General features: G+C 44.5%; 20 protein-coding genes. 8 read left to right on the forward strand and 12 right to left on the reverse strand.

Translation table 11 applies throughout. From position 1 onward, the window contains the following. Positions 1–56 precede the first annotated feature (56 nt). Positions 57–3,038, forward strand: coding sequence for a TonB-dependent receptor (locus ALT761_RS18850; protein WP_129740336.1), 2,982 nt, complete (start codon positions 57–59; stop codon positions 3,036–3,038). Positions 3,039–3,202: 164 nt separating this feature from the next. On the opposite strand, the gene ALT761_RS18855 is transcribed toward ALT761_RS18850, so the two are convergent. Continuing rightward, complete coding sequence (locus ALT761_RS18855; RefSeq protein WP_129740337.1) at positions 3,203–4,522, reverse strand: alpha/beta hydrolase family protein; 1,320 nt, start codon at positions 4,520–4,522, stop codon at positions 3,203–3,205. A gap of 537 nt (positions 4,523–5,059) precedes the next feature. On the opposite strand from ALT761_RS18855, the gene ALT761_RS18860 reads away from it, so the two are divergent. Next, positions 5,060–7,432, forward strand: coding sequence for a TonB-dependent receptor (locus ALT761_RS18860; protein ID WP_129740338.1), 2,373 nt, complete (start codon positions 5,060–5,062; stop codon positions 7,430–7,432). Between the two features lie 116 nt (positions 7,433–7,548). Here ALT761_RS18860 and ALT761_RS18865 read toward each other — a convergent pair whose 3' ends face one another. The 6 genes from ALT761_RS18865 to ALT761_RS18890 all read right to left on the reverse strand — a co-directional run bounded on the left by ALT761_RS18865 (position 7,549) and on the right by ALT761_RS18890 (position 15,031). Further along, positions 7,549–9,360: an ATP-binding cassette domain-containing protein gene (locus tag ALT761_RS18865; protein WP_232043497.1), complete on the reverse strand. Its 1,812-nt coding sequence runs from the start codon at positions 9,358–9,360 to the stop codon at positions 7,549–7,551. Beyond that, entirely contained in the window at positions 9,357–10,997 is a 1,641-nt protein-coding gene (locus tag ALT761_RS18870; RefSeq protein ID WP_129740339.1) for an ABC transporter ATP-binding protein/permease, read from the reverse strand. The genes ALT761_RS18865 and ALT761_RS18870 overlap by 4 nt, the downstream gene beginning before the upstream one ends. A 128-nt stretch (positions 10,998–11,125) precedes the next feature. After that, positions 11,126–11,239: a cytochrome bd-I oxidase subunit CydX gene (gene cydX, locus ALT761_RS18875; protein ID WP_013786436.1), complete on the reverse strand. Its 114-nt coding sequence runs from the start codon at positions 11,237–11,239 to the stop codon at positions 11,126–11,128. Positions 11,240–11,249: 10 nt separating this feature from the next. After that, positions 11,250–12,386, reverse strand: coding sequence for a cytochrome d ubiquinol oxidase subunit II (gene cydB / locus ALT761_RS18880; protein ID WP_129740340.1), 1,137 nt, complete (start codon positions 12,384–12,386; stop codon positions 11,250–11,252). Beyond that, complete coding sequence (locus ALT761_RS18885) at positions 12,383–13,963, reverse strand: cytochrome ubiquinol oxidase subunit I (RefSeq protein ID WP_129740341.1); 1,581 nt, start codon at positions 13,961–13,963, stop codon at positions 12,383–12,385. Before ALT761_RS18885 ends, cydB begins: the two co-directional genes overlap by 4 nt. A 450-nt stretch (positions 13,964–14,413) precedes the next feature. Continuing rightward, positions 14,414–15,031, reverse strand: a complete 618-nt coding sequence (locus ALT761_RS18890) for a Tll0287-like domain-containing protein (protein ID WP_129740342.1) — start codon at positions 15,029–15,031, stop codon at positions 14,414–14,416. A gap of 222 nt (positions 15,032–15,253) precedes the next feature. Here ALT761_RS18890 and ALT761_RS18895 point away from each other — a divergent pair, with 222 nt between their 5' ends. The 3 genes from ALT761_RS18895 (at position 15,254) to ALT761_RS18905 (ending at position 19,199) form a co-directional block, all read left to right on the forward strand. Continuing rightward, positions 15,254–16,519, forward strand: coding sequence for a sigma-54 interaction domain-containing protein (locus ALT761_RS18895; RefSeq protein ID WP_129740702.1), 1,266 nt, complete (start codon positions 15,254–15,256; stop codon positions 16,517–16,519). An 80-nt stretch (positions 16,520–16,599) separates the two neighbouring features. Continuing rightward, a complete protein-coding gene (locus ALT761_RS18900; RefSeq protein ID WP_232043499.1) occupies positions 16,600–17,028 on the forward strand; it encodes a hypothetical protein in 429 nt (142 codons plus the stop codon). A gap of 77 nt (positions 17,029–17,105) precedes the next feature. Continuing rightward, entirely contained in the window at positions 17,106–19,199 is a 2,094-nt protein-coding gene (locus ALT761_RS18905; protein WP_129740343.1) for a TonB-dependent receptor, read from the forward strand. Between the two features lie 139 nt (positions 19,200–19,338). On the opposite strand, the gene ALT761_RS18910 is transcribed toward ALT761_RS18905, so the two are convergent. Continuing rightward, the gene (locus ALT761_RS18910; protein ID WP_129740344.1) at positions 19,339–20,109 is read right to left on the reverse strand and encodes a sulfite exporter TauE/SafE family protein; all 771 of its coding nucleotides are present in this window, start codon (positions 20,107–20,109) and stop codon (positions 19,339–19,341) included. A 255-nt stretch (positions 20,110–20,364) separates the two neighbouring features. Here ALT761_RS18910 and ALT761_RS18915 point away from each other — a divergent pair, with 255 nt between their 5' ends. Both ALT761_RS18915 and ALT761_RS18920 read left to right on the forward strand, forming a co-directional pair. Further along, positions 20,365–22,194 (forward strand): Lnb N-terminal periplasmic domain-containing protein, encoded by a 1,830-nt coding sequence (locus ALT761_RS18915; RefSeq protein WP_129740345.1) that lies wholly within the window; start codon positions 20,365–20,367, stop codon positions 22,192–22,194. 22 nt (positions 22,195–22,216) lie between these two features. Then, positions 22,217–22,663: a DUF3015 family protein gene (locus ALT761_RS18920; RefSeq protein ID WP_129740346.1), complete on the forward strand. Its 447-nt coding sequence runs from the start codon at positions 22,217–22,219 to the stop codon at positions 22,661–22,663. A gap of 121 nt (positions 22,664–22,784) precedes the next feature. Here the strand turns inward: ALT761_RS18920 and efpL are convergent, their stop codons facing one another. Then, positions 22,785–23,351 carry an elongation factor P-like protein EfpL gene (gene efpL, locus ALT761_RS18925; protein WP_013786447.1) on the reverse strand — a complete coding sequence of 189 codons (567 nt, stop codon included), beginning with the start codon at positions 23,349–23,351 and terminating at the stop codon, positions 22,785–22,787. A 146-nt stretch (positions 23,352–23,497) separates the two neighbouring features. On the opposite strand from efpL, the gene ALT761_RS18930 reads away from it, so the two are divergent. Then, complete coding sequence (locus ALT761_RS18930; protein ID WP_129740347.1) at positions 23,498–24,355, forward strand: alpha/beta hydrolase; 858 nt, start codon at positions 23,498–23,500, stop codon at positions 24,353–24,355. A gap of 9 nt (positions 24,356–24,364) precedes the next feature. Here ALT761_RS18930 and ALT761_RS18935 read toward each other — a convergent pair whose 3' ends face one another. Genes ALT761_RS18935 through ALT761_RS18945 form a run of 3 tightly spaced genes read right to left on the reverse strand, consistent with a single transcriptional unit; the run spans position 24,365 to position 25,928 of the window. After that, complete coding sequence (locus tag ALT761_RS18935) at positions 24,365–24,778, reverse strand: MmcQ/YjbR family DNA-binding protein (protein WP_129740348.1); 414 nt, start codon at positions 24,776–24,778, stop codon at positions 24,365–24,367. A 26-nt stretch (positions 24,779–24,804) separates the two neighbouring features. Then, positions 24,805–25,311 carry an AAA family ATPase gene (locus ALT761_RS18940; RefSeq protein WP_129740349.1) on the reverse strand — a complete coding sequence of 169 codons (507 nt, stop codon included), beginning with the start codon at positions 25,309–25,311 and terminating at the stop codon, positions 24,805–24,807. 23 nt (positions 25,312–25,334) lie between these two features. Then, positions 25,335–25,928: a GNAT family N-acetyltransferase gene (locus tag ALT761_RS18945; RefSeq protein ID WP_129740350.1), complete on the reverse strand. Its 594-nt coding sequence runs from the start codon at positions 25,926–25,928 to the stop codon at positions 25,335–25,337. Between the last annotated feature and the right edge of the window lie 2 nt (positions 25,929–25,930).

Here is a 25,930-nt window from a genome sequence, read left to right on the forward strand (position 1 = left end):
GCCGCTTGCACACTCAAGCGGCAGCAATAAATTGATAAAGATTTAGTAGGTCAATTATGAAAAATACAACATTTAAAAAGACCCAGCTCGCCACATCAATGGCTTTGTTGTTGGGTTCAACTTTGGCATTTTCTACTTCTGCGCAAGAAGTAGAAAGACCAGAAACGCAAACGTCAGAAACTGCAGCCTCTGACAATAGCGTACCAAGTGAAGTTGAAGTTATTCAGGTGAGTGGTATTCGCGGCAGCATGATTCGTTCCATGGATCTAAAACGCAGCTCAAGCGGCGTTGTAGATGCCATTTCGGCAGAAGAGCTAGGTAAGTTTCCGGATACTAACCTTGCAGAATCGTTACAGCGTATTACCGGTGTGACTATCAGCCGTTCTAACGGTGAAGGTAGCCAAATTACCGTTCGTGGTTTTGGCCCAGAATTTAACTTGGTGACACTTAACGGTCGTCAAATGCCAGGTACCGGTTTCACCCGTTCATTTAACTTAGAGAACTTGTCATCTGAAGGGGTGAGTACTCTTGAGCTACACAAGACAGCACGTGCTGAAAACCCAAGTGGTGGGTTAGGTGCTACGGTAAATATCATTACCATGAAGCCTCTTTCTCGCCCTGGTCAACAAGCCTCGTTTTCGGCGAAGGGCATTTACGACACCTCTAATGTTGAAGGCGATGATGTAACACCAGAAATTGCTGGTGTTTACAGCAACACCTTCGTTGACGATATGTTTGGCTTCGGTGTGTCTTTCTCTCATCAAGAACGTGATTTCCAACAACAGGCCGCCAGCGTACAAGGTTGGGTGTTGCAAGAAAACGCAGACTTACCAGATTTAGATGCTGCTAACGTTGTTGATAATCGCACTAATATCACTGATGCAGCCTTCTTTGCAAAAGACATGAATTACAGCATTAATGATATACAGCGCGAACGCTCAAATGGTCAAGTTACCTTCCAATTCCGCCCTGTAGATAATTTCACTGCTACTGTTGATTACACCGCTACTCGCGCCACAACTGGCACAAACACGGTTGGCTGGGGTATATGGAATAACTTTGGCTCTAACATTAATGCCTACGAATTAGATGCCAACGGTACTGCGATTTATGCTGATATTAGCGGCGACGATGCATCATTCACTGCAAGCAGAAATACAACACGGGTTGATGCTCGCTCTTTAGGGGTAAATTTAGATTGGGAATTGAATGACGACTGGTTTTTCACCCTTGATTACCACGATTCATACAATGAAACCGACAATGGCTACGATGAAGGGTTAGGTAGTGCAGGCCAAATTATTTTAGGTTCTGATCAACTTATTTCTAAAGTATATGACTACCGTGAAGGTGAAATTCCGCAAGTTTATGTTAACTGGAATAACGGTACCAACGAAATTAACCCAGGTGAAATTGACTCTAACTTTAGCCAATTTATCTATTCTCCAGGCCGTTCTGACATCGAGCAACTTCAGTTAGACGGAACCTGGTTTAACTCAGCCTTTGATATTCCATTGGTAAAAATTGATTTCGGATATGCGCGAACTGAACAAACCTTAACAGGGTTCACCGCATGGAGTGGCTTGCGTGGCGGGCCGGGCTTCAGCCCTTCTTATACTGAAATATTCCCAGACGATATGTTCGTCAGGAACGACACCAGTGGCTTCCTAGACGCATTCTCTGGTGGCGGCGCTAGCATGAATCCTGGGTACTATTACACCTTTGACTTTGATGAAGCCGTTGCTCGTCAGCTAGCTTACCTTACCGCTGACGTGGTAGGTGAAAGTAACGCTTACTCGATTGACCCTTATTTCAGTGGCGATCCGTCAGTAAGTAATGTTGAAGAGACCACCGACTCTATTTATGTACAATCAGAGTGGGAATTCGAAGTTAGCGATTACTATGTTCAAGTAAACGCTGGCCTGCGTTATGAAGAAACGGAAGTACCTAGCGCCGCAGAAGTTCGCGTGCCAACTCAAGTTAACTGGGTAGCAGCGTCAGAGTGGATAACCCAATTTGAGGCTGACTTACAGCTTCAAGACTTTACGGGTGAGTACGATGTATTGCTACCGATGTTGGATATTAAAGTAGACGTCACCGACGACGTAGTCGCCCGTTTCTCATGGGGTAAATCAATTACTCGTGCGCCTATCGGTCTACTACAAGGTGGCCGTTCATTCAGTGGAAGCCCTAAAATTGGTTCTCGTACGGCAACAGAAGGCAATACAAGCTTGTTACCTTACGAATCAACTAACTTAGACCTTTCTTTTGAATGGTACTACGACGAAGCCAGTTACGCGTCTGTCGGTTTATTTAGAAAGTCAGTTAAAAACTATATTTCGTATTCAGCATCTGAAGAAACCTTCGAAGGCTTGAACGATATTTATCAAGGTCCTCGTTGGAACGAAGCAGTATCAGCGTTAGAAGCAGCAGGCGTGCAAGCAACTGACAGTGCTATCTATGGATACTTTGTAGATAACGGCTATGCAGATGCCGATGGCGTAGTAACTCCTAACGCAGATGACCCCTTAATTACATGGCGTGTAACCAAACCTCGTAACCTAAGCGATACACGAACGGTAGAGGGTATTGAACTCGCGGTTCAACATACATTTGGTGATACTGGCTTTGGTGTAGGTGCAAACGCAACCTTAGTAGATGGCGATGTGAAGTATGACCCTTACGATTTAAGCTCTGAGCAAAATCCGCTTGTGGGTATTAGTGATTCAGCTAACTTCCAAGTGTTTTATGAAAAAGAAGGCTTATCTGTGAAGGTGACGTATGCATGGCGTTCTGACTACATAGTTGGTATTGGTCAAGACCAAGGCTCTGCAGATAACCCAGCAACCCAGTTCGATACTTATGGACAGGTTGATGCCAGCGTAAACTACGATGTGAACGAAAACCTAACCGTGTTCCTTGAAGGTGTAAATATTAACGATGAAACTGAACAAGGTTACGGACGTTTTGAAGAGCAGTTCTTATTTGCTCGTCAATATGGTCCTCGCTACACTTTAGGTGCACGCTACACCTTCTAATCCTTTACGCCTGAAGGCTGAATTAAGAAGTTATAGTTTAGAAGTCATAGTTAAAAGCACTAGCTAAAAAATAAAAGCGGCGTAGAAATAAACCTCTACGCCGCTTTTTTATTGTTAATTTTTTACGTGGCTACGCAAGAGCCGGCGTATAAACTTCGAAAGTACTATTGCCCCGCAGCCAGTTGCTCTAATCTCAAGCCTTTTGCAGTGCGATGAGGGAAGCCTTCCCAATAAGTATGTTCTGCCTTCGGCTTACCATCTTCATCCATAGCCCACACGCCGTCATTTGATACTGGTACTAGGTCTAAATAAGCTTGCATTCCACTATCGTTTTTAAGGTATTTACCTAACCATGCGGTAACAAAGTGCTGTGCAATATTGTTCATCCGTGCGTTATTCCATACCGCGTCGATATAATGTGAACTCACATCAAAACCTAGTGCTTCATCAAATACGAAAGACTCTTCAGGGGCTGGCATGACTGCACCCGCATTATGATTTGCGTTGTCATAAGTAAGTAACGTGCGGTCTACGTTTTTTGCCCCTTCCCAAATGGCTCGCACGCCGTTTTTATACCCTGACACATCATCTTGTGAACCGGCCACCAGCATCATAGGAATAGCCACACTGTCTAAATCAAACATACGGTAATTCATACCCCAAGGCGCAAAACCAATAATCGTTTTTACACGAGAGTCGACCTTGTCTCTAATGCCAGTTTGATGGCGAGCCAAGGTACCAAAGGGCGCACTCAGTTTGCTATTTACCGCTTGTTCGGTAATGCCAGCACCCGCGTTAATTACCGCACCATATCCCCCCATAGAATAGCCAATAATACCTGTGTTACTGGCATCGGCTAATTGGTATAAGAATGAACCTTCCTCTTTTGCCATGGTTTCAATTTGCGATAGCACGAATAACTGATCGACAGAGCGATTCACTAACGTAGATGCAAAGGCCGCTTGTGTACGATAGGTAGAGTCGGTGTGATCAATCGACACCACTACATAGCCTTTCGAGGCAATGTTTTCCGCTAAATGTGCTAATAAAAAACGGTTACCAGGATACCCATGAGATACCAATACTAATGGGAACGCCTTTTTAGTTTCTAAAGGCGCAGCATCCCTTACCGCTTTGCCATGCAATTCAACTTGCTGTTTGCCATCGCGAATAAACGCATTTAGCACTGTATCGCCAGTACTGCCTTTTTGTGCTGGATACCAAACCTCTAGGGTTAGTGGGCGGTCATAAGTAGGAAGAGTGCTTGGTTTAGGTTGGCTAGCATCAAGCGCTAGAATATCAATCTGCTTGGGGTTGACCACCTCAAGTTTACGAACCCCAATATCATACTCGCCATAGGCCGAAAGCGCTGGCGCATCAGGGCGTTGGGTATCAATTCTATTCTCTGCGTACCCGCTTGTAGCGCTACCTATGCACAACACAATACATAGACCTTTAAACAAAATTTGTTTATTCATTCCCATACCTAACTTCCTTCCAAACATTTTGATATTCCTAGTTAAATCAATAATTATGCTCACATAACTGTGACACTTTAGGGATAGCATTAAAAGCACATTAACTGAATTACCCGATAAATTTAGACTTACCTACTTTCATGAGTTTTCAGCGCCTCAATTTAACGGTCTAATGCAAGACAAACCAGCGCATTTATTGTTATAAACTTGTATAAATAAAATATATAGCGACTATTCACGAACTAAAACCACCTAACAAACTCAAGATTAAACACAATAAAAACAAACACTTAGTTTGCACCGACCGAATCTAAGCTCACTTTACACCTCTCGAACCCATAATTAACAAAAAGATTGCAATTGATTTACTTTTTGGTTAAATTTTGACTATCTTCTGTCTTATATAAGACAAATGAGCAAGGCAATAAGATAAATAAGCATTACGCGTTAACTACAACGTAAGCGAAATTAAAGAAAAGACCGTCGGACACACGGCAGATAAAACTGGATAAAACCCATAAAAAAGAATTCGTGGAGAACACCATGTTACTAAGACCTAGCACGCTACATTCAAGTATTACTCGGGCATTAGCCATTGGTACTTGTATGACCATTGGCTTTGCAGCCAGCGCCCAAGAAGCAGAAACTGCCGAGCCCAAAGGCTTGGAAAAAATAACCGTTACATCACAAAAACGAGTGGAAAGCCTAAATGAAGTGCCTGTTGCGGTTTCGGTTTTACGCGAAGACCAAATTAATGCTGCATTTTCTAACAACATTGAAGGTCTACAAGCATTAGTACCATCGGTCAGTTTCCGTAAAGGTAACACCACACGGAACTCCGCCATTACCGTTCGTGGTATTGGAACTATTTCATTTAGTGTGGCTGCTGAGCCGAGTGTTTCTACTGTTGTAGACGGCGTAGTATTAGGTCGTGCTGGGCAAGCGTTTGTTGATTTATACGATCTTGAGCGTATTGAGGTATTACGTGGCCCACAGGGTACATTATTTGGTAAGAATGCGTCGGCGGGTGTGGTAAATATCACAACCAAGCGCCCTACTGATGAGTTTGAAGGAACAGCCGAAATAAGCCTGTTTCAAGACAATGAATACCGCTTAAAAACGAGTGTGTCAGGTGCATTAAACGATAATGTAAACGGTAGTCTAACGGTGCTTAAATCGCAGTTCGATGGCTACATTAAAAACGTTTATAACAACGAAATGACCAACGGCTACGACAAAGAAGGCGTTCGTGCCATGCTTGATATGGAAGCGGGCAACGACACCGACATTCTTTTCATTTTTGAAAACGTGAAATCTGATGATAGCTGCTGTGCCGATTTAGAACTTTCACCAAGTTACCGTCACCCTGATTCTGAAGCACTACCAAACAGTACTGGTGATGGCGATTTAGATTTAGAACAGCGCCTTATTGATCATGACTTTGAAACTCGCACATTAGATGAAACCACAGGTTTCTCAATGCAAGTTGACACCATGTTTGGTGACCATCAGTTTACTTCAATCACGGCGTACCGTGATTGGGACAATACAGAGTTCCGTGAAGGTGATTTCACCTCAACAGCCGGCACCCGTCCTTTCCCTGTGTTTGGCGAACCGTTCCAATTACACGATATTGGCGCACAAAACTGGAAACAAACGTCTCAAGAATTCCGTATTGCTTCGCCTGTGGGTGAGGCATTCGATTACCAAGTGGGCGCGTTCTGGTGGACACAAAAATCTGAACGTAACTTTACCCGTGATGCAAGTTGTCAAAATAACGCCGGCCAGTTCCCTGCGGCTATCAGTACTTACTTAACGGATACCTTAGGTATAGCTGACCCAACTGACGATCAAGTGAATCAGTTCATTGCTGATGAAGGTCTTAGCTGTAATTCAAACGATATTGTAAGTGCAACGGCATACATGGAAACCCAGTTTGATAACTGGGCACTATTTGCTGATGGTAAATACCATATTAATGACGATTTACGTCTGCTATTTGGTATTCGTTATACCGATGATGAAGTAAGCTACTCTCATAACCGAAGCAGTAATGACCAATACAGCCGTACTGGTGTAGGTGTACGTAGCTTCGACACTGACTACAGCGGTAAGACTGACGAAACTAATGTTTCAGGCAAGTTGGGTGTGCAGTATGACTTAACTGATAACAGCATGACGTATTTCACCTTCTCACAAGGCTACAAAGGCCCTGCGTTTAACGTGTTCTACAACATGTCAGACAAAGATACCTTGCCTATTGGTGAAGAAACATCGGATGCTTACGAGCTAGGTTATAAGTACGCCAGTCGCAGCGTAATTTTTAACGCCGCTATTTTCAGAACGGATATCGATGGTTTCCAAGCAAATAACTCAGAGTTACTTGATTCAGTTACTATCACTCGCTTAACCAATGCAGGGTCGGTCACCACACAAGGTTTCGAGTTTGATTTCATGTGGCAAGCTACAGACAACCTATCGTTGACTGGTGGTTTATCGAAAGTAGATGCTGAAGTTGATAAGTTCTTATGCCTCGGAGCCGATTGTGGCGGTAGTTCAGGCGCTGACTTACCTTTCTCTCCAGACCTAAAATACTCAGTAACTGGTGAGTATATTTGGGAGATGGACAGCGTGGACATTATCTTAAACGGTTCTTACGTTTACACTGACGACATGTTCGTAGGTGCACCAGGTGCGTTTGCAGCGGAAAACGACCCTGCTGTGTTACCTGACTATGCCATCCTTAATGCAAGCTTAGCGTTTTCGTTCCAAGATGATGACTACCGCATCAGCCTTATTGGTAAGAACTTGACCGACGAAAGCTATGTAACCACTTACAGTGGCGATAACTTCCGTTATCAAATCCCGCGTGATGCAGACCGTTACTTCGGTGTACAACTTCGCGCTAGATTCTAAAGACAAATTATACATGTGTGTTTAAGGCGTCGTTAAGGCGCCTTTTTTTGTTATCTTTTCAAGCTTCCTGCGCTTTGTAATCAAGCGCGCATTCATTTCACGCCCTGCCATATAACTTACCGCGGCTTAAAACCAAGTACCGTATTGCGCTCATGGTGTTGTAGCTCTGCTAGCGCCTGTTGCTGTTGCTCATTAGGTGTTAGCGACGAATAAACCGGCGAAGTCGCCTGTAATTCATCGTCATCATGGGTGTTTTGATGGGCGTGATTTAGTTGGGTATCAGTATGATGGCTGGAGTTAGTTTTACTCTGATTGCCTTTTTCATCAAGCGTAAAGGTTGCACTAGGTTGTAGAGCCACCGGAACAACATGAGTAGCAACAATGACGAGCCGCGAACGAGCACTCTCATTAATAACCTCGGCGACTCGCTGCTGTGCTTCGTAGTCTAGCCCTTCAAAAGGTTCATCAATTAATAACACATCGGGCGTCGCTAATAGGGCTCTGGCCAATGCTAAGCGTTTACTTTCACCACCAGATAAAGCCCTTCCCCCTTTACCAATCCATTCAGCCAACGCAGAAAGGTGCTGTAAACCAACACGCGCTAAAACTTCGCGCATAGACTCTTCACTTATTCCAGTCGCAGCAGGGTCTAGGTTGAGTTTAATGGTACCGGCCAATATGATGGGTTGCTGTTCAACGTAAAGCCATTTATCTAGCATCCCTTGGGAAGTAGCAACATTGTCTATTGAGCGGCGCCCTTCAAAAGGAAGTAGCCCGCATATTGCTTGCAGAGCGCTCGACTTACCGCAGCCAGAATAGCCTTTGATCACGCTAAGCCCTAACGCATGAAACTGCATGTTGACCGCAGGTAGGTTTCTATCTTGTGCCACAAAGCTTTCTAATGAAAGTGATGCGCTGGGTTTATGCGCACTTAATAAGGGTAAAGGCTGAGTGTGCATTGCCTGTAGCTCTGCATTGCTATGTTGCCACTTTGCGAACTTAACCACACTACTAAAAGTGGCGTTTGCCCAGTCTGGCGCGGCTAACAGAACCATAGGCGTGATAAGCGCAAGCGGAACGAAATAGGCCGCCGAGTTAGCACTAACAACAACCAGAACAACCAAACTAAATACACCACCTTGGAAAAGCCACATGGCTCTGGACACTAGCGCCTGTTCTTTTAACTGTGCATCTTGTGCATGCTGGGTACTCGGTGCATTAAACAAGCCTTTTGCCGTTTTTGATTTGAGGTGCCATAAGCTACTTGCTTGAAAAAACGTTGCGCTTTGTTGCCGAAATTCAAGCTCTTCCTGCGACGTTTTAGCCACAATTTTAAGCCCGTAAATCGTGGTGATAATGCTGACTACCAACCACAACCCAGCTAGAACGATGAAAAAGCCATAACCCGGCACATCCATGAAATACCCTGTGAGCAACATGCCTGTCATTAGCAGCGTCACCGAGGCGAGTGGCGAAACCCATGCAATAAAAGCTGATGCCAGTTGCTCCGTATGGTTCGCGAGCGCTTCAACTGTCCATGCTTTGCTTTCAAGGCGTTTTGCCGCTAATTGCTCAAACACAGCTAACCGTGCTTTGGCAATTCGAGTCAATAAATCGTTATGTCCAAGCCACATGGTGGTATAACCAGAAGCTATTCGAAGTAGTGCGAGCCCTCGAATCACCACCGCTGGGATCACATAGTTAAATCCTAAAGGTGCTATTGCGCTAATGGCAATAAACCACGATGAAATGATAAGAATACTCAAGCCCGCTATTCCATGAAGCAGGGCCAAGCCCAAAGCGCCATACGCGGCCATTGACGTCTTCCCAGTTATTAGCGTCTGCCCGGTTATTGGCGAAGACTCATCTGATGAAGATTTACCTAGCGTAGATGCAACAGGTTTTATAGATTTGGGGGTAGATTTCATTTCACGGTTACCTCGCCATCGGCAATACGCCAATGGGTGTCAAACCAGTGCGCAGGCAATAGTTTATGCGACGCCCAAATAACGGTCTTATCTTGTGTGACGCGAGCAATAAGTTGTGAAAGGCGGTGGTGCTGCTCATCGGGGATATGCGCAGTGGGCTCATCTAACAACCAAATATCAGGGTTTCTTAACAGACCGCGAGCTAACGCAAGCCGCTGCGCTTCGCCACCAGAGAGGCTGGGATACTCGGTCATCAAGGTATCTAGGCCATTAGGCAGCGACGAAAGCCAATCAGCTAGCTCAACTGAATTTAGCACCTCGCACAACGCACTATCGCTATAGTAGGCATCCAGTAAAAGGTTGTCTCTCACACTACCAGGTAAAACAACTGGGGTTTGACTCACCCATACACAGCTGCCGTCAAAGCTTTGGGAAGCTTTACGATGACCCGCTAGGGCCTCAAGCAATACCGTTTTACCGCTACCAGAAACGCCGTTTAGGCGAATATGCTCTCCTAAAGCAACCTTCAGGTGTTCGGCTTTAAGCAAGTTAGATACTCGAAAATCTTGCGCATCAAACCCCACAAACGGTTTGTTCTTCATTTCGCCTTTAGTCGCTTCTCTGTCCTGGGCAGGCGCATTGTCGTTCAACGTAGTAAACAAGGGAAATAAACACTCGCTGGCCGCTTCAGCTTCAGCTTTTTGATGATATACCTGCCCCAGCTTTTTCATTTCGCTCAGAATCAGTGGCACTGTAAGCAACACCCAAAGCCCTTGCTGCAAGGAAATATCCGGGCCTAAGCTAAGTTCACCTAAAAGTGAAAATCCAATAAATACCGCAACTAAGGCTACCGATAAGGTGGCAAAAAAATCCAATACTGACGATGATAAAAATGCGACACCTACCACCCGCATAGTGCGCTTGTTAAGTTGTTCGCTGGCGTTATTAAGTAACCGCTTTTGCGTGTTGTGTGCACGATAACTCGCCATTAGAGGCAGTGCATTGAGTCTATCGGTAAACAACCCGCCAAGCCGCTCAAGTGCCACAAAATGCTTGCGATGTAAGCTGGCGGCACCTTTCCCGACAATGACCATAAACAAAGGAACAATCGGGAGGGCTACAGCTAACCCCATACCTATGACAGGGTTTACGTAAAAAATAACCACTAGCGCCATCAATGGGACAAGCACAGCAACATATTGCTGTACGCGGTAATCGAAAGCCCAATTGGCGATAGCGCGAACATGCTTCACCCAAAGTGTTTGCCAGTAAAAAAGTGAATGTTGACGAATGAGGGCGTGCTGTTGCTCGGCGAAGATAAGTTGTAAGTTTTGCTCCATAGCCTGCATTAACTGGCTTTTGTATGACAACGTTAGCGTGTTCACTAACCCTTGAACTATCCAACAAATAAACAGCGCTATGCATAAACCTTTAATATGAAATAGGCTTGCTCTATGGGTATCGACCACCCATTCGTGCATGGCATGAGCAAAAAAATAGAAAGCGACAATCAGTGAAAAAAGAGACAGACACTTGACTAAAGTAATTATTAAAACCCGTCTGCGCACGCCAAGCTTGTGCGTGTTATCGAGTTGATTAAACTTAGCTTGAAATGTCTGCCTGTCTAACTTTTTCATTGACTTTATCGCACTGCCTATCTTTTAAAATAGCGGGTTAAAATAACGGTTAAAGTAAAGACAACGAGCGTTGAAAACACAAGCTCGTTGCCTTTTACGTTTTATATTACGCTATGAATATTAATCAGTTATTCGGCGTCTTCTGGGCGGTCCATGTCTTCGGTAGACTCGAGCCACATGGCATTTAAAATACCGAATGAACACGCTAGCAGTACGCCGAGGATCCAAGTGAAATACCACATATGCTACTCCTTAATAAATAGTGTGAGATTGATCTAAGTCGCTATTTTTGACTCGCCCACGCATTACATAATAGCCATAGGCGGTATAACACAAGATGATAGGCACAAAGATACAAGCCACAATGAACATGATATTTAGAGTTAAATGACTAGAGGTGGCATCCCATACCGTAAGACTAGCTTCTGGCATAGTGATACTGGGCATTAAGAACGGGAACATTGAGAAGCCCGCAGTTAAAATAACGCCAGCAATCAGTAGTGCACTTGAAACAAATGCCATCCCTGCATTCCCTTTACGAGAAAACATGGCACATGCAAGCCCTGCTACCACACCTAATACAGGCGCAATCATCATCCATGGATATCGTGAGTAGTTCGTCATCCATGCACCCGCTTCAATAGCGACTTCTTTTTTCATTGGATTCGATGTGGCTAAGGTATCTACGGTAGAGGTAATAACAAAACCATCTAACCCGAAGGCTACCCACGCACCGGCAATCAAAAACAAGGCTACTGCTACTAGGCTTAATATAAACGACGTTACACGTGCTCTAGATTCAATGAAACCATCCGTTTTCATTTGTAACCAGGTAGCGCCGTGATTCAGTAAGATAGCCACTGACAATAACCCAGATACAAGCGCAAATGGAGTAAGCAAACCAAAGAAAGAGCCGGTGTACGTTGATTTAAGTGTGTTGTCGAATTCAAACGGCACACCTAATAACAAGTTACCAAAGGCCACGCCAAAGATAAGCGCAGGAATGAAACCGCCAGCAAACAATGCCCAATCCCATGCTTTTCGCCACTGAGCATTTGGCAGTTTACTGCGATAATCAAATCCAATTGGACGCATCCAAAGCGCAATTAGCGTTAGTGCTAGGGCTAAGTAAAAGCCTGAGAAAGCAGTAGCATAAATCATCGGCCAGGCTGCAAAAATGGCACCACCTGCCGTAATAAACCACACTTGATTTCCATCCCAATGCGGCCCAATGGTATTAATCATTACGCGACGTTCTTTGTCAGTTTTACCAATAATGGTCAGCAGTGAACCTACACCTAAGTCGAACCCATCTGTTACTGCGAAACCAATCAATAGCACACCAATAAGGCACCACCAGGCTACGCGAAGAAATTCATAATCAATCATGCGTTTGCTCCTTTTGCATCAAAGTCGATTAGGTCGTCATCTTCATCACTATGATTATCTTCAGGCGGTACTGGCCCTTTTTTGGCGAACTTCTTCATCAAGTAAAACGCAACAATGAACATTACAGTGTAAAACGCTGAGTAGGCGACTAACGTAGTAACAATGTCAGAAATAGACAAATTAGACGTTGATGCATGCACTGGCAGAATCTCTGCAATAGACCAAGGCTGGCGACCAAACTCAGCCACAAACCAACCGGCTTCACACGCAACCCAAGGCAGCGGCAAGCTATACAATGATGCTTTCAACAACCAGCGAGGCTGCGTAATTTTATGTTGAGTGCTGTAATAGAAGGCAGCCAAGAACACGGCTAGCATAATAAAGCCTGATACCACCATTAATCGGAAACTCCAAAATAAGGGGGCGACTTTAGGAATACTGTAATCTACTGCTTTTTGTAAGGCCGCTTCAGAAGGCTGTGTGACATCATCCGTAAATGGCTCTAATAACATGGCATAGCCCATATTATCTTTGTGTGCTTCAAACACGGCTCTTTCGTCTGCTGAAGCCGTTCCATCTCGAACACTATCGAGCAAACCGTACGCTTTAATACCATCAAGAATACGTAAACGGTTTTCGGCTTTAATATCTTTTAGGCCTTTCACTTCCTCGGTAAGTGAACGAGTAGCAATAATGCCCATTGCCCAAGGAATTTGAAGTGCGTATTCGGTTTCCTCTTTTTCATCATTAGGAATACCAAATACGGTAAAAGGCGCAGGTGCTGGGTGGGTCTCATATTCCGCTTCAACCGCAGCCAATTTCACTTTTTGCACTTCACCTAATTCGTAACCACTTTCGTCACCAAGCACAATCACTGACAAGGTAGCCGCTAGGCCGAAGCTAGCCGCAATAGCGAAAGAACGACGGGCAAATGCGATATGCTTATGGTTAAGTAGGTAATAACTAGAAATGGCCAATACAAACATGGCACCTGTTACGTAGCCCGCTGAGACGGTATGCACAAACTTAACTTGCGCGACAGGGTTGAAGATAACCTCGGCAAAACTTGTCATTTCCATGCGCATGGCTTCAAAGTTAAATTCTGCGCCTACAGGGTATTGCATCCAACCATTGGCAATGAGTATCCATAGTGCTGAGAAGTTAGAACCAATAGCCACCAACCAAGTGGTCATTAAGTGTCTTCCCTTCGACATTTTATCCCAGCCGAAGAAGAACAACCCAACGAAAGTCGATTCTAGGAAGAACGCCATTAAACCCTCTATCGCCAGCGGCGCCCCAAAAATATCCCCTACATAGTGAGAATAGTAGGACCAATTCATACCGAACTGAAACTCCATAGTGAGGCCGGTGGCCACACCAATGGCAAAGTTAATACCAAACAACTTGCCCCAAAACTGAGTCATTTGTTTGTAAATTTCTTTGCCTGTCATCACATAAACGGATTCCATAATGGCAAGCATGAAACTCAACCCTAAGGTTAAGGGCACAAATATAAAGTGGAACATCGCAGTTAGCGCAAATTGCCACCGCGATAGTTCGACTAGCGTATCGCTCATGGGTATTCTCCCTAGTTAAAAACAGTACGGCAAGCCGCTAAAATTCTATATAAATCATAAACCTTAACTAAAAGGCCGCACCGTAAGACTTATACTTCCTGTATGAGGTTTAGCAAGCTTTACGCCAGCTAAGGCCCTACAGCTCCTAACCTTATGTATCCCCTACTGTGCCGCGTAATTATTCCACTAAGTCGTACTAGCCGCGTTGATCCATCTCAAACAAGATGAGAGGAAATTGCGCCAAAAATGACAATCACCGCCATTTTTGACAGAAGGGAATTAAATGAAGTAACGGATCAAAAAATCTGAAAGTGGAGGGTTTGCAAAAAGCACTTGAAAGGAATTAGGTGAATAGAAATAAGTAAAGAGAGTAAGAAGAAATAGGCGAGAGGCGATAGAGATGCAACTGAGCCAGTAAAGGCCCGTTGCATCTTCTAAATAAAGAAATGGCTATTCGGGTGAATAGGTAAGCGTGAAAGCCCCTCTTAAACTGCCCGGCGCAAAACCCGTGGCGGTATCTTCAGGGTATTTATCCTTAATAATATCTAACACTGCTGGGGCCACGTTATTGCCATGACAGGCTGTACATACTTGCCCCGTAACAATCGCTGACATATAGCGCAATTCACCTGTTTCTTCATTCCATTGTGATGCCTCTAGCGGCATAGGCAATTGCTTAGATAAGGCATCTGCAAACTCGTGCAATTGAGCTTCTTCCCATTTATCAGGTTTGTTGTCTTGATTGCGCACCTGCAGCGCGGTACGCCCTACCGTCCAACCATCCTTTTTGAGTGCTTCTGCAATAGGCCCAGCAGCCACATAACACTCTTCTACCCCTGCTTCCAAACCACCTTTTGAAATAGCTTGCTGAAGCCTCGATTTTAACGCGCCCCCTAGTGCTTTGGCATTGCTACGTGCTTGATTTAGCTTATCTTCGGGGCCTGCTAATGTCGCAGTTTTTAGGACATGTTCAGACGCAATTTTATCTTGAGGAAACTGAGCTTCGGCGAACAATGCAGTTGATACGAGTAATCCACTTATCGCACTAACCGTTAATAACGTTTTCATAGTTTTTCCTGATGCGAGAAGGTTATCCCCTCGTATTATTTGGTCATTATGTGGCGTGATGCTACCCACGTATTCGTTTAGAGACCTACAAAGGTCGTGCCAATGTGATACCTTAAACCTAGATTAATTACCTTATGGGTGTAGGTTGTATCTATACCGCACGCGCACCCACCCCGTATCGCTAGGTGAAGCTGTTACATGAATATCTCGATTGTTCAGGCAATGATAGATGCCATCGATAAACCCGCTATTTTCATTAATCATCAGTATGTAATAGAAGCGGTTAATCAGCCTTATCGCAATACCTACCCTGTGGATATTATTCCGGGTAAAAGTCAGTGTTTTAAGGTGTCACACGGTAATACTAAGCCTTGTGATCAATGCGGTGAAAGCTGCCCTATTCAGCAATGCAAAGACACCGGCCGGACTGCAAGTGTGGTTCACATTCACACCACAAAAAGCGGTCAAAGCTATTGTGATATTCTCATGCGGCCGGTTCACGACGCTAATGGCGACCTGCTTGGTTACTTAGAGATATTAGATAAACTCGCGTTTGCATCAAATTACCCTACCAAGGGTAAAATGATAGGTGAGTCTCCCGCCTTTAAAGCCATGCTGAATAAAATTAACCGGGCCGCAAAATCTGATATAGCCGTGTTGCTTCAAGGTGAAACGGGCACAGGTAAAGAGCTGGTTTCTCATGCCCTGCACACCAGTAGCCACCGCGCCGAAAAACCTTTTGTGGTAATAGAGTGTACGGGGTTAGCTGATACGCTTTTTGAATCGGAGTTATTCGGCTACGAGAAAGGCGCTTTTACTGGCGCACAATCAAACAAAAAAGGATTAGTTGATGCCGCCCAAGGCGGAACGCTATTTTTTGATGAAGTTGGCGATGTGCCTCTTACCATGCAGGTGAAGTTACTGCGACTGCTTGAAACTCAAACCTACCGCCCAGTTGGAAGCGTACAAGTAAAAAAAGCCGATTTCCGTTTAGTATGCGCTACCCATAAAGACTTAAAATCCTTAGTGGAAAAAGGTGAATTCAGACAAGATCTTTACTACCGTATTGCAGGTTTCCCCATACACCTTCCGCCACTTCGTGAGCGTCAAAGTGACATTGCATTGCTGTGCAGCCACATGTTGCATGAACTGCCTTCGAAAAAGCGTTTACACAAATCCACTATTGAAATGCTAACCAACTATACCTACCCAGGTAATATTCGAGAGCTTAAAAATATTGTGGAACAGGCATACTTGTTGGCAGATGAAAATGTGATTTACCCAACCGATTTGCCCGAGCTAGTTAGCGAACTCACTGTCCACACAAATGAAAGAGTGCTCACTCTGGAAGCTGCTGAAGCTAAGTACCTTGAAAAGGTAGTGGCAAAGCACGAAGGCAGTATAGACACTCTTGCCAATGCACTTGGCGTCAGCCAGCGGACGTTATATCGTAAGCTTCAATCGCTAGGGTTAAAGGTTAAGGGTTAAATAGCTCGCAGTAAAAACCCTTTCAACATCCTATTTTTAACGTATTATTAGATAAGTTCCGGTAGAAATAGAATACTGCTTTGCCATTGAAGTCATTATTTACACTGCTAGTATGCCTAACCCTGCTATTGCAAAATGCGATGGCATTGGGGCTTGCGGCTGTTTCAATGGAAAAGGCCCAGCAATTTACTACCCAGTTTAACGACAGCAACAACGATATAGAGCTTATCTGTACCGGCAGTACCATGCGCTGGATATCATTAAGCGCTACTGAACATGCCGGTGAGTTTGTTTATGTTAGTGTCGATATTAGCAAAATACCGGTAAAACATGTCGACTGTACCAATAGCTTACTTTCTGATTTACCCAACGCGGTAAAGTCGCCTGAGTTTTCACTTCCCTTAATAACCTTTGTTAGTTATAACAACCTTGCTACTGCCATTGCACAGCGGCCCTATACGGCATACGCCTACGCGGCTCCGCTGTCACGCGCTCCACCCCTTTCATAGTTTTCCCATAACACTTTATTTATAACGCGCTTTTATCAGCTTTATCGCTGATGTTGTTTAATTAAAATGGATTAATTATGAAAAAAACAGCCATTGCACTAGCAGTATGTACTGCTGGTTTTTCCCCTTTTTTGTATGCTCAAGACACCGCTTCAACAGAAGTAATTACCGTTATTGGCGAGCCGCTCACCCTCACTAATAATGCGCCGGTTTCGGCCTCTACCAATACCGAAGCTGACTATGGCGATCAACTCGCCGCCCTTCCTGGCGTAACTATTTCACGAAACGGCCCCGTAACCGGGTTAATTCAATACCGTGGCCTTTATGGTGATAGAGTCGGCGTGACTATTGATGGTGTAGATATTGCGGGCGCAGGCCCTAACGCTATGGATTCCCCGCTTTCACATGTGTTACCTGAACCCGGCCTTCAGGCCGTGCTGTATCGCGGAATAGTACCGGTAAGTGCAGGGGTTGAAACCTTAGGCGGTAAACTAGACATTCGTGCCGACGCTCAGCACTTGTTTGCACAAGCTAATGGCCTGCAGTTTAATGCCAGCGCCGGTGCGTTTTCTCCCGGCGATGCACAGCAGTACCAAGCCAATGCATTTTATGGCACAGACAATGGCTTTTTTAGCGGCGCATTTACCCACCAGCAACGTGACGAGCGCGAGGCTGCCTCTAACGATGCAGGCTCAAACATAACTATCCCTAATTCTCAGTACCAAAGAAACGGCGGTAAACTTCGTGCAGGCTATAGTTGGGGCAAGCATAGCCTAGATGTCAGCTACCAAACACTGAACACTAACAACAGTGGTACTGCAGCCCTTGCCATGGATATTACGTTTATAGATGCGGCGTGGTATCGCTTAGGTTATCAATACCAAGCCGATGATGAGCGTATGCTAAAAGTCAGCGTGTTTGGAAATAGCAACCAACACGCCATGGATAACGCATCCCAGCGCGCAATTTCGATGGCCAGCATGGCCAGACAAAACGACGCCGACTCTGTCGGTCAGGGTGTAGAGGCGACCTATGTTACCCCTGCCCTTGATGGTGAACTTGAAGTAGGTTTTAGCCATTTACACAGTCGAAATAATTCTGTTATCACCAACCCGAATAACAGCGCATTTTATATCAATAACTTTAGCGATATTACCCGCGATACTTACAGTGGTTTTACCGAATGGCATAGAACAACCGACACCGCTGATTACCTGCTGGGCCTTCGTTATACCCAAATTGATATGGACGCTGATGCAATAGGCTCTAACATGGTAATGATGAACGATGCGGTGGCCACATTAGCGTCTAATTTCAACAATGCCGAACGTAGTGAAACCTACAATATGCTAGATGCGGCAGCGACTATTCAAATACCCGTAAACGACACTGTGACGGTCTTTACGGGCATTTCGCAAAAGAACCGCGCGCCTAATTATTATGAACGTTACACCTGGTTACCATTAGGCATTACAGGCGGCATGGCGGACGGGTTCAATTACATTGGTAACCTTGAACTCGATAACGAAACCGCGCGTCAAATTGAGTTTGGTGTTACTTACAGCAAAAACAACTGGACCGTTTCGCCACGGCTTTATTACCAAGATATAGAAGACTACATTGCTGGTACACCGAGCAGTAATGCAGCTGCGGTTATGTTCTCGACTATGATGGGGTCTGATACACCGTTTCAATGGACGAATACCGACGCTGTTATTAAAGGACTAGATGTGACGATTAACGGTAAGCTATCTGACAACCTGCTTCTAACGTCTACAGCAAGTTTGAGCCATGGTAATAGAGACGATATTGACGACGCGTTATTTCGCATTGCACCTGAGCAACTAACTACCCGTATCGAATGGCAAAGCGAACTTATGCAATCGCCGCTTATGTTGTCGGTTACGTCTCATTTAGTGGGTGCACAGAATCATACCTCTGCCCTACAAGATGAAAGCAGTACATCCGGCTACGGACTTATACATTTGGGCGCACGCTGGCAACTCACTCAAGCCTTTAGCGTGTCGGCACAGCTTCAAAATGCACTTGATAAGTACTATACCGCTCATACCGCGGGTGTTAACCGCGTATCAGACGCCGATATTGCGGTAGGAGATAAACTGCCCGGGACTGGCAGGGAGTGGCAGGTCTCTGCGAGCTATCGCTTTTAGCGACCACTATTCGCTGGCCCATTCCCAAAGCGAGCTAACATGTAAATTACGATAAAAAAGGTAAAGTGATAGGCGAAGATATTCGCCTATTACGCTTTCGTTGATTAATTCATAGGCAAACAGCATCGAACAAGCTGACCTACACTAAATCAGACACTGCCTGCACAATTAAGCGAATTGCTAATAAGGTAACGATAACCTTAAACAGCACGAGAAATTTATCGGCTGGAATCTTCTTGAGTACTTTTAGCCCCACGTAAGTCCCCACTGCGCCACTTATAATCATGGCAAAAATTAACCCTAGCCATTGGAAAAAGGAGAATCCTACAAAGGTAAACACAAACGCTTTTAACCCATGTTGAAAGGTAAGGCACGAGGCCATGGTGGCGGTTATCTGCATTTTATTGTAGTTATTTCGATGCACAAATGCGGCGACTAACGGCCCAGTAGCCCCCACAAACATAGAGATTAACGTGGTGGCCAGCCCCGCTAGACTTCGCCCAGTGGGTTGCATTTCCTGCGCTTTTGGTTTGCTTCCCCACACCAAAAATAAGATAAAACCCGCTACAGCAAATTGAATTACGACTAAAGGTAATTGCACGACTATAAACGTAGCCAGCACCGCCCCCAACAACGCCCCAAACGAAAAGAACTTCACCATAGACCAATCAACATAACGAAAGGTCATTAGTGCTCGGTTGCCGTTTGAACCTAACTGTACCAACCCATGCACAGGGATAAGTGCAGATACTGGCAAGCTTCCCGCCATTACCGCAATAAGCAACACGCCACCGCCTATACCAAAGGTGGCGGTTATCAAGGACGTCATCGTAGAGGTTGCTATTAGCACTGCGGCGGTAGTTAACGAGATAGCACCATCAGCGGTTAGCCAATAAGTAACGAGATCCAATGACAGCCCTCCTTTTTTAATTTATTGATTTTTAATTTCCCTCAAGCACAAACGAGGTGAAAGAAAATGGTTTTCACCTCGCCTATTTGAAGCGAAATTTAAGGCACCTAGTAGCAATTAGTAACAAATTATCTGTAATTGGAACTTGTATATACCCTGCAGCGAAGGCATATTCTGCAATCTTCATTGCGCAACGAAACGGTTTACCTTACGTCGTTGTCGCGAATTTAAATGGATTTAGTCTAGGAAGTTGCGTTGTATTCCTTTTTCACCCGCTGTTGCATAGTATTTTTGTGTACCGTAACGCTAGTTTACGCTAACGATGCGTCTCAAAATTTAAATAACCTAGCATCACACAAGGTGTGGAAGCAGCTATTGCATGCTGAGCAAACCGCAGTAACGCTACACCACAATGGCAGTAGCTTCTATTTAGCAGAAAATGGCTTTGAAAATCCACTTTCGGAACTTGAAGCGACTATTCATGCCTTCTCACAAAACCCAAAAAGCCAGTGTCAATTTCCCGCACGTAAACGTTTTATAGAAAAACAGTTGCCCACACTTAGCTTTCCTGACGTGGCATGCCCAAAGTATGAAGAATACTTAGATGTTTTTTCTACCCACAGCGCCAGCCTTATTTTTGCTTCAGGCTACTTGGGTAACCCCGCGTCGATGTTTGGTCATGTATTTTTAAAGTTTAATGGTGAATCAGAAGACGGCTTACTCGATAACACTTTTTCTTATGGGGCTAAAGTACCCGATAACGAAAACAAGTTGGTTTACATCACTAAAGGCATATTGGGCGGCTATCAAGGTAAGTTCTCTAATCAGCAATACCACCATCATCATTTAACCTATAGCGAAACCGAGCTTCGCGATATGTGGGAATATAAACTTGCCCTATCCCAAGACGATATTCAATTTCTACTTGCCCATTTATGGGAGCTAGAAAATGCCACAATGACCTATTATTTCTTTGAGCAAAACTGTGCCTACCAATTAGCAAAGTTACTCAGCTTAGTTTTCGATGAATCTTTGATTGCCCCCAATAAGGTGTGGGTGATGCCATTTGATTTGGTGGTAATGATGCAGCGCCATCAGGGCAGCCGCCCCATGTTTAATGACGTTATCTACCATGGTTCACGTCAGCAAACACTTTATGACCGCTGGCAACAATTAACCAGCAAGGAACAGCAAACCTTACTGCAAATTCTAGAAAGTACGCCTAAAGACACGCAACAGCAACTTGCTGCTTTAGGTGACGCATCGGCGATACGGGTTATCGATACCCTTTACGACTACTTTGCGTTTATTGAACAAAAAGAAGACGACCTCACCGTTACACAACAAGCACAAAAGCGGCAGGCCATGATAAAGCGGTTTGCGATGGCGCCGGGTAAACCAAACTGGAAAAACGTAGATAGACGCCCTCCTCATGAGGCACAAGATACCACACGTATTGGCCTTGGTTTATACAACACACCAGCAGGCAACTTAGCGGGGGAGCTGAACTTTCGGGCCAATTACTACGACCTACTCACGCTAAATGCGGGGCGAATTCCCTACTCTGAACTCACTACCTTTAATCTTCGTCTTCGCTACCTAGAGGGTGAAGGACTAGCAGTAAAAGAATTTACGCCGGTGCGAATTATTAACTTAAATGCATCTGAATCAGGATTACCACTTGATAGCAATTGGGCCTGGAAACTGGCCTTTGGCTACAAAGAACAAACTAATAACTGCACCCACTGCGGCGCAGGTTATATCGACAGTTTTATTGGGAAGTCTTGGGCGTTTCGTCACAACCTTGTAGGTTACGCGGCGCTCAGTACTTCTATCACCAGCTCTAATCTGAATGGCGGCTTTATCGCTGTGGGTTCAGAAGTGGGAGGCGTAGCACATGCTACGCCTGAAATAGCGATGTCACTAGCAGTAGGACAACAATGGTTTGTTAACCAGCCATCGAAGGATCAACATTACGTCTCTATTACCGCGCGATATGTAATTAATCAGCGTTGGGACGTGAGAGCAAATATTGATAACAAGCATGGTACTGACTTCGGCTTGCTCATTTCACATTATTACTAATAACAATCAGAGGAATATAAACATGTTTAAAAAACTAACACTTGCCGCTCTTCTTACGACTACCGCTTTTGCTGGGAATGTATCAGCTGACGACAACATCAACCCGTGGAAGCACTGTGGTATTGGTGCTGTTATCTTTGATGACAATGGCACAGCTGCTGCAATTTCAAACATTATTTGGGATTTAGGGACAACTGCGGTTTCTTCAAAAGTATCATCTGCTGATTCTTGTGAAGGTAAAATGGCTACTGCGGCCGTATTCATTCAAAATAACTTTAACAACGTTATTGAAGAAGCCAGCCAAGGTTCAGGCGCACACCTAACGGCAATGCTTGATATTTTAGAAGTAAACGAAGCGGCACGTGCTGATGTTGTTACTGCTGTTCGTGCTGAAATGGCACTATCAGTTGCAGCAAACGAAGCAACTAGCCCAGAAGCTTTCTACAACGCTGTTGTAGCAAACATCTAGTTATATAGGCAGTGGCGAAATGACCGCTTGCGGGAATGCCACTGTCGCATAGCGGTGATATAGCAATAATAAACGAGGGCGCAATGCGCCCTCGTTTTTTTAAATCGTACTTAAATAAATATTAGGCGCGACTTTGGAATTTACGCTCTTCGGTATTTACCTTTATCCACTCGCCAGTACTGATGTACTCAGGTACTTGAACCACTAGTCCTGTCGATAACGTAGCAGGCTTAGTCCGCGAGGTTGCTGACGCACCTTTAATAGAAGGGTCGGTTTCAGTTACCTCGAGTTCTACACTCATTGGCAAATCTAGCGCCACTGGCACGTCGCTTACAATTAACACCTGAATAGACTCAGTCTTTTCGTTAATAAACAGAGCTTCGTCAGCAATGCTTTCTTTGTTTAGGTGGTACGGCGTGTAATCTTCGTTATCGAGGAATACATACTCGTCGCCATCTATATAAGAAAACATCACAGGGCGACGCACTAAATCAGCCATTTCTAACATGTCTGAATCTTTGAAGGTTTCATCAAACTTAGCGCCGCTAACCACGTCGTACATACGCATGCGATAAATACTCCCACCCGCACGGCCCTGAGGTACTGAACGTTCGATATCTCTCACAATACACGTTTTACCACCATAAACGATGGTGTGATTCTTTTTAATTTCACTTGCCTTTGGCATGGTCTTACCCTGTTATTAATGGCCTTTAACGATTGGCGGGCCATGTTAAATTATCGCCCTATCTTCCGGTAATTGAGTGTTATAGTCAAAGCTATAAGCCGCCACCAAATGAATTTATCTATACGTGAATACAAAAGGACTTCACCATGCTAAAAGCAATATCTTTTATATTACTTCTTGCAATAGCTTTTTCTATTAACGCTGAAGATACTAATTCGTTTACACATTCCTACTCAGTGACCTCTACTGTCATGAATGAAGATAGGCTTTATCATGTATACCTTCCACCTTCATATGATGAGAACAAGCAACATAGGTTTCCCGTGGTGTATGTGCTTGATGGTGATATTCATCGCACCAGAGCAATTGCCGGCATGCTCGAAGGTTTAAGTACACTCACGTTGGAGCGACAAGTTCAACAAGCTATTGTTGTAGCGATACCCAATAGTACTAACGCCATACGGGAGCGAGATCTAACGCCTACCGATGTTGACTGGGAATTGAATGGCCGTTTACTGGAAAAGTTCGAAGGTATTGGCAACGCCGCCAACTATTTAGACTTCTTTAAAAGCGAATTAATTCCGCAAATAGATAGCCAATTTAGAACCTCTGATAAGCGAGTACTAGTAGGAGAATCTTTCGGGGGGCTGTTTGCTGCATACACACTGCTAAATAAGTCAGAGGCATTCACTCATTACCTAATTATTGATGCTACTTACTTGTGGGATAACAACTACTTAAATCGCACACTTGCTAGCAATTTAGTGCAACAGAAAATACCAGCAGGTAACGTGTACTTTACCTTTGCTAACAACACCGCATTTGGCGAGATTGGCGAAACAAACTTAGCGTGGGGATATCAGTTTTTCGATAAATTGAATGCCATTCAGTCCGACGAACTAACACTGCAGAAACGTTACTTTGACGATGAGTCTCATGGCACAGTTGCACTACCTAGTTGGTATTCCGGGTTTAAAGCGCTTCTCAAAACTCAATCTGAATGAAGTGAAGCACTACTTTAAGGCCACTCCTTGGTTTAACCCTAGTTCCTTTTGATTTTTCTTAGTAAGTCCTAACGACACTAATTTGTACGACTCGTGTAAGTAGTAGCTGAGCTCTTCGTTGAGATCTTCTACATTTTGTTCAATGTTTATTTTAATTTGAGTTTCATCGCCGCCAAATTGCTGGATCCATTTCATGCCCCGAGACGCAAAATAAGGCGCGGGGCGATACCCGGGTTTTTCACTCAAAAAATGGTAATTGAGCTCTGAGGCTTTGAAAATAAAAGCGGGTTCACCGTTTTTGCCTAAACCGCCTATGGCAAATACTTTACCGCCCACCTTCCATACATGGGAGTTATTCCATTGCATTACATAAGTTGTAGCCTTTAAGCCACCACAAAACTGATTAAACTCGTCGTAGGTCACTGTACTTCGCTATATTTCACTGTCTTTTACTGCCTTTCACTGTGGCTGTTTGAGGTGTACATGGTTTTGGTTCCCTCAAAACTATCGTACAAGGCTTGATGACTTTGCTTGGAAAAGGTATCTGTTCTATTTTCATAGTCCTTTATCCAGTCTATCAACATACTTAAATTAGCATCTTGTGCTTGCTTAGACGCATACTTATGAGGTTCCCATGGGCGAGCCTTAGCATTTTCTACACAAAGGTTAATGGGTAGATTTAAGAAGATGAGCTCATCGGCATGAGGCAAGACTTCAGCGAGCAAATCGGAATAGCACCCCTCAATAACCCACGATGTATTTTTAGATAAGAAGGTTTCAATAAGCACCTTTGATTCGCTGATAGGCAAACGACTAGGTGGGCTAGTGATCGCATTTGAGGGCGCCCAGGCCACCGAGTCTAAATCTAAATGCGCGATGTGGTGCCCCTTTACCAAATTCTTAGCCAAGGTAGACTTTCCTGAACCTGAGTTTCCAAAAACGACTATTTTTGACATGACTTACCTTCTTGCTAACGGCGCTATTGCCGGTAACTCGCCAACTTATACGTTAAGTTATTTTTTACCGCCGCCCATTCAGAATCAATTATAGAAAATACCACTGTGTCTCTAAACGAACCATCTGGTAACCTTTGATGCTGCCTGAGTACACCATCTTGTTTTGCGCCAAGACGAGCAATTGCCTTTCGCGATCCAATATTATGCCAGTGAGTTCTAAACTCAACAGCAATAACATCAAGCACTTCAAAGGCGTGTTTCAATAGGGCTAGTTTACATTCTGTATTAACCGATGATCGCTGATGACTTTTTGCATACCAGGTATAACCAATTTCTACTCGCTTGTTTGCATAATCTAGATTGCAAAAACGGGTACTGCCGATCACTTTCCCACTTAGTTTTTCAACCACCACGAAGGGTTGGGACAAGTCATCTTTTTGCTGCTGCAATGCCAGAGAAATATACGCGTTAATAGACTCAGGTTTTGGCACCGAGGTAAACCAAAGATCCCATAGTTTTCCGTCGCACACTGCCTCTGCCAAATCATCAGCATGTTCTTGCTGCAAAGGCACCAGCACGACTGATCCGGCATCAAGCTCATTTTCTGGTAAAAACATTG

It is taken from the genome of Alteromonas sp. 76-1 (assembly GCF_900654235.1).
In the GTDB taxonomy this organism is placed as follows: domain Bacteria; phylum Pseudomonadota; class Gammaproteobacteria; order Enterobacterales; family Alteromonadaceae; genus Alteromonas; species Alteromonas naphthalenivorans.